The 8224-nt window shown below is 70.5% G+C and carries 9 protein-coding genes; 5 read left to right on the forward strand and 4 right to left on the reverse strand.

Annotated features, from left to right (window positions below):
• Nucleotides 1–165 precede the first annotated feature (165 nt).
• Nucleotides 166–960, reverse strand: coding sequence for an enoyl-CoA hydratase-related protein (locus ABZX37_RS48850; RefSeq protein WP_354751181.1), 795 nt, complete (start codon nt 958–960; stop codon nt 166–168).
• A 202-nt stretch (nt 961–1162) separates the two neighbouring features.
• On the opposite strand from ABZX37_RS48850, the gene ABZX37_RS48855 reads away from it, so the two are divergent.
• Together ABZX37_RS48855 and ABZX37_RS48860 are read left to right on the forward strand one after the other, a co-directional pair.
• Entirely contained in the window at nt 1163–1330 is a 168-nt protein-coding gene (locus ABZX37_RS48855) for a DUF3117 domain-containing protein (protein WP_005155393.1), read from the forward strand.
• Nucleotides 1331–1418: 88 nt separating this feature from the next.
• Nucleotides 1419–2849, forward strand: a complete 1431-nt coding sequence (locus ABZX37_RS48860; protein WP_354751182.1) for a leucyl aminopeptidase family protein — start codon at nt 1419–1421, stop codon at nt 2847–2849.
• Here ABZX37_RS48860 and map read toward each other — a convergent pair.
• Both map and ABZX37_RS48870 read right to left on the reverse strand, forming a co-directional pair.
• Nucleotides 2846–3634 (reverse strand): type I methionyl aminopeptidase, encoded by a 789-nt coding sequence (map, locus tag ABZX37_RS48865; RefSeq protein ID WP_354751183.1) that lies wholly within the window; start codon nt 3632–3634, stop codon nt 2846–2848. The genes ABZX37_RS48860 and map overlap by 4 nt on opposite strands.
• 82 nt (nt 3635–3716) lie before the next feature.
• On the reverse strand, nt 3717–4613 hold the full coding sequence (locus tag ABZX37_RS48870) for a LysR family transcriptional regulator (RefSeq protein ID WP_354751184.1): 897 nt from the start codon (nt 4611–4613) through the stop codon (nt 3717–3719).
• A 63-nt stretch (nt 4614–4676) separates the two neighbouring features.
• Between ABZX37_RS48870 and ABZX37_RS48875 the strand changes: the two genes are divergently transcribed.
• Nucleotides 4677–5867: an MFS transporter gene (locus ABZX37_RS48875; protein WP_354751185.1), complete on the forward strand. Its 1191-nt coding sequence runs from the start codon at nt 4677–4679 to the stop codon at nt 5865–5867.
• Between the two features lie 4 nt (nt 5868–5871).
• Here ABZX37_RS48875 and ABZX37_RS48880 read toward each other — a convergent pair whose 3' ends face one another.
• The gene (locus ABZX37_RS48880; protein ID WP_354751186.1) at nt 5872–6528 is read right to left on the reverse strand and encodes an O-methyltransferase; all 657 of its coding nucleotides are present in this window, start codon (nt 6526–6528) and stop codon (nt 5872–5874) included.
• Between the two features lie 224 nt (nt 6529–6752).
• Between ABZX37_RS48880 and sigE the strand changes: the two genes are divergently transcribed.
• Nucleotides 6753–7367: an RNA polymerase sigma factor SigE gene (gene sigE, locus ABZX37_RS48885; protein WP_354751188.1), complete on the forward strand. Its 615-nt coding sequence runs from the start codon at nt 6753–6755 to the stop codon at nt 7365–7367.
• On the forward strand, nt 7364–8032 hold the full coding sequence (locus tag ABZX37_RS48890) for a zf-HC2 domain-containing protein (protein ID WP_354751187.1): 669 nt from the start codon (nt 7364–7366) through the stop codon (nt 8030–8032). Before sigE ends, ABZX37_RS48890 begins: the two co-directional genes overlap by 4 nt.
• The last annotated feature ends 192 nt before the right edge of the window (nt 8033–8224 follow it).

Raw genomic sequence — 8224 nt, forward strand, 5'->3', positions numbered from 1 at the left:
CCAGTTCGCCGCGGTAGTGGTGCAGCACGGCGACACCGGTCAGTGCGCGGACGACGATCTCCCGGTCGCCGCACATCACAATCAAGCTTCGGGGTGCCCCACCGCAACCTTCTTTTCCGCGGCGCAGCCGCTCTTTTCAGCGGCTCCGCCGCGCCTCTCTAAGCCTCACTTCCCCTGAAAGTTAGGCCGACGCTTCCCCACAAACGCCTCCACCGCCTCAGTGTGATCAGCAGTAGCCCCAAGAGCAGTCTGCGCAGCATCCTCAGCCGCCAACGCCTCCTCCAACGAAGACTCGGCCGCCACCGCCAACACCCCCTTGATCTTCGCGTAAGCCACAGTCGGCCCCCCAGCCAACTTCGCCGCCACCTTCTGTGCCCGAGCCGCCAGCTCCTCGTCCGGCACAACCTCCCCGACAAGCCCGATCCGCAGCGCCTCAGCCGAGTCCACAGTCCGAGCCATCAACATCAACTCAGCAGCCCGCCCGTACCCGATCAACCGCTGCAACGTCCAAGACGCCCCGGAGTCCGGCCCAAGCCCGACATTCGCGAACGCCATCAAAAACGAAGACGACTCAGCCGCGATCCGCAGGTCACTCGCGTAAGCGAAGGCCGCCCCAGCCCCGGCCGCGGTGCCGTTCACCGCCGCGATGACCGGCTTCGGCATCCCGGTGATGGCCTTGACGATCGGGTTGTAGTGGTCGCTGACCGTGTGCAGCGGGGCCGGGTCGTTCGCCTGCAGCAGGCCGACGTGCTCCTTGAGGTCCTGTCCGGCGCAGAACGCCTTGCCGGTCCCGGTGAGCACGACGGCGCGGACGTCCGGGTCCTCGGCGGCCGCGCGCAGCTCGGCGATCAGGCGCTCCTTGAGCTCGACGGTCAGCGAGTTGTACGCCTCCGGCCGGTTCAGGGTCAGGGTGCGCACGCCGTCGGCGTCGGCGGTCAACAGGACGTCGGATGTGGTCACGAAATGCTCCTCTGAAGCGGCGGCTCGGGTTCTCGGGACTGAGTCTCGCACCCTCGGCGGGCGGCATACCAGCACCGATGCGGCGGCAAATGATCGGTCCGCGTTCGCGCCCGGGCGCTGATGAGGGACAATGGGGGACGAGACCCGGCTGGCATGGGAGTGCGCGACCCGGGCGCGCCGGTTGAGACGGAGGGAGCACGCTATGGCGGCCATGAAGCCCCGGACCGGAGATGGTCCCCTCGAAGTGACCAAGGAGGGGCGGGGCCTCGTCATGCGGGTGCCACTGGAGGGTGGCGGCCGGCTGGTCGTCGAGCTCTCCGCGGAGGAAGCGAAGGACCTCGGCGCTGCGCTGCAGGAGGTCACTGGCTGACCTGCGCTCTCCCCTCTCTGTCCACTGTGCACCCCGGTCTCCTCTTGGAGGCCGGGGTCGGTTCGTCTGCGCCCTAAGGTTGCTCGCTGTGCGTAACTCGCTACCACCCGTTCCCACGAAGCTGCCCGAAATCGAGGTCGTCGCCGCGACACGCCGCGGAATCCCGCGAGCAGTGCTGGTCGCGGCGGAGGAAGGCGCAGCGTACGGGTCGAGCGGACGCACCGCCGAAGTACGCGAAGTGCCCGAAGACGGCGACGGTCCGCGCTGGGTCGCCGGTATCGGCGAAGGCGCGCCGAAGGACTTTCGCCGGACCGGTGCCGCGTTGGCGCGCGCGATGCGCGAAGCGGCCGAGAACCGTCCCATCCGGACAGTCCAGGTCGTACTGCCCGAAGACGCGACAGCGGAGCACGCCGCCGAATTCGCGGTTGGACTGTCGCTGGGCGGCTACCGGTTCGTGGTCACCACGACAGAGCCGAAGCCTCCCGTGCCCGCCGTACGCCTCGTTGTCGCGCACGAGCGCGCTGTGCCCGCGTACGCAGACGCAGTCACGCGCGTACGCGTTCTCGCGGCGGCTGCCGCCTTTACGCGTGATCTCGCGAACACGCCGTCGAACATCAAGAACCCGGCATGGCTGGCGAACACTGCGGCGAAGGTGCTTGGCAGCACCGTCGACGTGACCGTGCGAGACGAGAAGTGGCTCGCCGACAAGGGGTTCGGCGGAGTCCTGGCGGTCGGTTCCGGTTCGGCTTCGCCGCCGCGCTTGATCGAAATGACGCACCGTCCGCGCGGCGCGACGAAGCACCTGCTGTTCGTGGGCAAGGGGATCACCTTCGACACCGGCGGCATTTCGCTGAAGCCGGCCGACGGCATGCACCTGATGCGCACCGACATGGCGGGCGGCGCGGCCGTGATCGCCGCGATGCGCGCGATCGCCGAGCTGAAGCTGCCGGTGCGCGTCACCGCGCTGGTGCCCGCCGCGGAAAACCACGTCTCCGGCGGCTCGTACCGGCCGGGCGACATCGTGCGGCACTACGGCGGCCAGACCACCGAGGTCGGCAACACCGACGCCGAGGGCCGGATGGTGATGGCCGACGCGCTCGCGTACGGGATCGCCCAGTTCAAGCCGGACCTGATCGTCGACGCGGCCACGCTGACCGGCGCGATGAAGGTGTCGCTGGGCGTGCGCACCGGCGGCTTGTTCGCGACCGACGACGACCTCGCCGCGCGAGTCATCGAGGCTGGCGGCCGCGCTGGTGAGGCGTGGTGGCGGATGCCGCTGGTCGAGGACTACGCGACCGGTATCGAAGGCGAGCTGGGCGACGTCCGGCAGGCCCCCGGCGGCCCCGGCGGGATCATGGCGGCGTTGTTCCTGCGCGAGTTCACGGCGGGGTTGCCGTGGGCGCACCTGGACATCGCGGGCCCGGCGCGCGCGGACAAGCCGTATGACGACGTGGTGCCTGGCGCGTCGGGGTTCGCTGCTCGGACGTTGGTGGAGTTCGCGGCCTCCTACGAGGGCTAGTTCCTGCCCGACAGCTCTTCCTCCCGGCGGGTAAGCACGATCGGCTCCCCGTCAGTGATGGCCACCGTGTGCTCCGAATGCGCGGTGCGCGAGCCGTCGGCGGAACGGATGGTCCAGCCGTCCGGGTCGTAGACGATCTTGTCCGTCGTGCGCGCCAGCCACGGTTCCAGCGCGAGCGTCAGGCCCGGGCGGAGTTTCATGCCCCGGCCTGCCTTGCCGCGGTTGGACACGTGCGGTTCGCCGTGCATGGTGCGGCCGATGCCGTGGCCGCCGAACTCGGTGTTGACCGGGTAGCCGTAGCCGGTCGCGACGTCCTCGATCGCGGCCGAGATGTCGCCGAGCCGGTTGCCCGCGCGCGCCGCTTTGATCGCGGCTTCCAGCGCTTCCTCGGTGGCCCGGATGATCCGCTGGTCCTCCTCGGCGGGCGTGCCGACGATGACCGTGCGCGCCGAGTCCGCCGCCCAGCCGTCGATGGTGACCGCGATGTCCGCGGTGAGCACGTCGCCGTCGCGCAGGGTGTAGTCGTGCGGCAGGCCGTGCAGGACGGCGTCGTTGACCGACAGGCAGATGACGTTGCGGAACGGGCCTTCGCCGAACGACGGCGCGTAGTCCCAGTAGCACGAGACGGCCCCGCGCCGCTTGATCATGCCGCGCACGTGGTGCTCCAGGTCCATCAGGTTCACGCCGACGTCGGCGAGCTTGCCGACCTCGGTCAGCACCTCGGCGATGAACCGCCCGGTCACGTGCATGCGGTCGATCTCCGCAGGCGTCTTCAGCTCGATCACGACTACCTCGCGTCCTCAGGTTCCGGTATTTCTATACCGGAAACGGTAGCACGGTACCGGGATACAAATACCACCCCGGCCGCTAGTCCGTCCGGTCGAGCACCTGGTCCCGGAACGCTTGAACGGCGGGCGAAAGCGGCTCCCCGGCGCGCCAGGCGAGCCCGATCGTCCGGTGGACCGGCGGGTGCAGCGGCACCTCCGCGACACCCGCGGGGGAGCCGGGTTCGAAGCGCGGCAGGAGCGCGACGCCCAGACCAGCGCCGACGAGTCCGCGGACAGTGTCGGATTCCTGGCCCTCGAAGGCGACCTTGGGCGTGAAGCCGGCGGCGGCGCAGAGGTCGTCGGTGATCCTTCGCAGACCGTAGCCGGGCTCGAGGAGCACGAACGGCTCGTCGGTCAGCTCCGCCACACGCACGCTGCGTCGTCCGGCGAGCCGATGTCCGGCGGGGACCGAGAGGTGGATCGGCTGCCGGTCGAGGACGACCGTCTCCAGCCGCTCGTCCTCGACGACCGGCGCCAGCAGGGCGAGATCGAGTTCGCCGGACACGAGCCGGTCGACCATGTCCCGCAACGAACCCTGGACGAGGGAGAACCGGGCGGTCGGGGCCTGTTCGCGATACGCGCGCAGCAGTTCCGGCACCAGCGACCGGCCGAGCAGGTGCAGAAATCCGAGCACGACGCGGCCGCTCGCCGGTTCGATCTCCTCGCGCGCGAGGCGGACCCCGGCGTCGACCACCGGCAGCGCGCGTTCTGCCGCGTCGGCCAGCAGTTCGGCGGCGCGGGTGAGCCGGACGCCCCGGCCGTCAGGCACGGTCAGCGGCGCGCCGAGGGCCTGTCCGAGCGCGGCCAGCCGCCTGCTGACTGTGGGTTGCGGCACTCCGAGGATCTCGGCCGTGCGGGTGACGTTTCCGGTGCTCCGCAGCGTGGCCAGCAGAGACAGGTGCGGGACGAGCTGCGCGGTGAGGCTCTCATTCGGCACAGTATGAATGATGGCAGATCGACGTATTAGACGTATTGATTAGCCAAGCTTACTTTCAAGGTCATGCTCTCCTCCGCCCGCCGGGTCAAGGTCGCGGTCGCCGCCGCGGGCTTCACGTCGTTCGCCCTGCTCTACGCCCCGCAGGCGGTCCTGCCGCAGCTCGCCGGGCAGTACCACCTCGATCCCGGTGGCGCGGCGCTCGCGGTGAGCGTGGCGACCGGTGCGCTGGCGATCTCCGTGCTGCCCATCGCCGCGTTGTCCGAGGTGGTCGGCCGGCGGCCGGTGATCATCGCGTCCGTCGTGCTCTCCTCGGTGCTCGGGCTCTTGCTGCCGCTGGTGCCGAACTACTCGCTAATGCTGGTACTGCGCGCGGTGCAGGGCGTCGCGATCGCCGGATTCCCCGGCGTGGCCACGGCTTACCTCGTGGAACGGCTCGGGAAGACCGGCGTCGCGGCGGCGGTCGGGGCGATGATCGCGGGCAACACCATCGGCGGCATGACCGGACGGCTGGCCACCGGGTTCACCGCCGGTCCGTTCGGCTGGCGCGGCGCGCTGTACGTGGTCGCTGGGATTTCGCTGGTCTGCGCGGTCGTGACGGTCGTGATGCTGCCGCCTTCGCCGGTCAAGACGGGGGAGCGGCAGGGCCTGCGCGACATCGGCGTCGGCCTGCTGACCGCGGTGCGGCGGCCGGTGTTGCTCGCGCAGTACGCCGTCGCGCTGCTGGCCATGGGCGCGTTCGTCGCGCTGTACAACGCGGCCGGGTTCCGGCTGACCGGAGAGCCGCTGAACCTGTCGCCGGCGATCGCGTCTCTGGTGTTCGTGTCGTACGCGCTGGGCTCGGTTTCGTCGGCCACAGCCAACCGGCTGTCCGCGCGGATCGGGCGTCGGCAGGCGCTGGTCGGGGTGCTGCTGCTCACCGCGGTCGGCGCGTTGCTGACGATCCCGGATTCGCTGCCGCTGATCGTCGTCGGTTTTCTCGTGCTGACGACAGCCTTCTTCGCCGCGCACTCGATCGCGAACAGCTGGGCCGCGGCCGAGGCCCCGGAGAACGCGCGCGGCCAGGTCGGCGGGCTGTACATGCTCATGTACTACCTGGGCAGCAGCGTCGGCGGCGGGGTCGGCAGTGTTGTTTACGGGCGGGCCGGGTGGAACTGGCTGATCGTCGCCGTGGTGGTGTGGCTGGGGCTGGCTGTGGCTGCGGTGCAGGTGGGCACGCGGGTGCGGAGCGCCGAGCGAGTGCTGGTGCGCAGCTAAGCGCTCAGGAGCAGGCCGTGGCCACCAGGAGCCCGCCGCCGACCGGCAGCAGCGCCGGGATCAGCCGGTCGTCCTCCCGGACCGCTCGCGCGACCTCGCGCAGTGCCATCGTCTCCGGGTCGCGCCGAGCCGGGTCGGTGAGCCGTCCGCCTGCCAGGACCTGGTGGAACACGATCACCCCGCCGCGGCGCAGCAGCGCGACGCCCTGCTCGTAGTAGCCGGGGTACTCGATCCGCGCGGCGTCGACGAACACCAGGTCGTAGCCGCCAGGGGTGAGCCGCGGCAGCACGTCCAGCGCGCGGCCGACGATGAGCCGCATCCGGCCCGGCGGGTAGCCCGCTTCGAGGAAGGTCTTGCGCGCCGCCCGCTGGTACTCCGGCTCGACGTCGATCGAGGTCAGCACGCCGTCGGCGGCCATCCCGCGCAGCAGGTACAGCCCGCTCACGCCGGATCCGGTGCCGACCTCCACGACCGCCCGCGCGGCGACCGTCGCGGCGAGAAAACGCAGCGTCGTGCCTGCTCCGGGGGCCAGCGGGGCACAACCGAGGTCGACCGCGCGCAGCCGCGCCGCGGTCAGCACGTCGTCGTCGGGCAGGTACCCGTCGACCTGCTCGGCGCCGACCGCCCCGGTCTCGGCCGCCGCCTCTGTCCCCGAACTCACGCGCGAAGGTTAGCGCTGGTTGTCGATAAATCAGCGAAGGCTCCCTGGTAAGCGCCTTCCGGCCCCGGGAAAGCCCGCGAAAACCCTGGAAAGGCCAACTTCTCAGGCTGCTCTCAGATCGGTCTCATGAGTTCCATAAGGAAGCTCGGCAAACTGAGTCTCAACCACACGGGAACACCGTGTGCCCGGCCCGCGTTGGCAGAGGTGAAGAGGAGTTGACCCAGATGGAGGTGCCTGCTCCCCCGATGCAGAACGCCGAACTGCCGGAGGCCGCTCCGGTGACCGTGGACGCAGCCGAGGCGGCCTGGACGCCGCCCTCGTGGGACGAGGTCGTGCGCGAACACGCCGACCGCGTGTACCGGCTCGCCTACCGCCTCACCGGCAACACGCACGACGCCGAGGATCTGACCCAGGAGACGTTCATCCGCGTCTTCCGGTCGCTCGCGTCCTACAAGCCCGGCACCTTCGAGGGCTGGCTGCACCGGATCACCACGAACCTGTTCCTCGACATGGCGCGCCGCCGCTCGCGCGTGCGCATGGAGGGACTGCCCGAGGACACCGACCGGATCGTCGGCGACGACCCGAGCCCGGAGCAGCACTACAGCGACACCCATCTTGACCCGGACCTGCAGGAGGCGCTCGACGAGCTGCCCCCGGAGTTCCGGGCCGCGGTCGTGCTGTGCGACGTGGAAGGACTGTCGTACGAGGAGATCGGCGCGACGCTGGGCGTCAAGCTCGGCACCGTGCGCAGCCGCATCCACCGCGGCCGCTCGGCGCTGCGCGCGTCGCTCGAGCGCCGTCGCGCGACCCGGGAGGAATCTGCGAAGGTGTCCGTATGACCGGCTGGCGTTTCGCCGAATCCCACCTCATGCCCGACGCGGTCGTCGCACTGGTCGACGGCGAGCTGACGCCCGTCGCCCACGACCGGGCGCTGGCGCACGTCGCGCGCTGCCCGGACTGCGCGGCTGAGGTGACCTCGCAGCGGCAGGCCGTCGCCGCGGTGAAGGACGCGGGTGCGCCGTCGATGTCGGCTGGGTTCCTGGCCAGCCTTCGGTCTATTCCGGAGCACACTGATCTGCCTGGTACGCCGGACAATCTCGCGGTCACCGCCGATGGTCAGCTGGTGGCGATCCAGCGGCCGGAGCGGGTGGCCGGGTTGCGGGACGCAGGGGTGCTCGGGGGTGCGGCGCCGTTGGGAACAACCGCGCCGCTCGGGCAGTCGGCGAACGTGCTCGGCGGCGGAAGGTTCGCTTTCAGCCGGAAGCGGGCGGCGCAAGGGGCCGGGGTCGTCGTGTCCGGACTCGTGCTGAGCGCGCTCGCACTCGTCGGGACTTCGGCGGATAGCGGGGAAGGGTCGACCGGGACTGGGCCGGTCCGGGTGCCTAACGCGAATTTGCTGCCCGCGCATATGACTGTGCCTCGGTCAGGGGGCGAGGCGGGGTCGGTGGCTCCGGAGCCGGAGCCTGAGGTGATTCGGGCTGGGGCTGCTGTCGCGGCTCGGTAGCTCGTCGGGGGTTTCGGCTCGTCGCCTGGCGGCGACATTGCGGCCACGGTTGCGTGGGGCACCCCGAAGCTGATTGTGACTGCGGCGCGGGGGTGCTTGTCAAGGCGGGAAAGCCCTCGCCGAGCGCGTTCGGTTTCCGGGACAGCTATCTGCCCGAGGGTGCCGCCTCCGCGCCGTGACCCGGTCTCGTCG

This window comes from Amycolatopsis sp. NPDC004079, from assembly GCF_040610415.1.
GTDB lineage: Bacteria > Actinomycetota > Actinomycetes > Mycobacteriales > Pseudonocardiaceae > Amycolatopsis > Amycolatopsis halotolerans.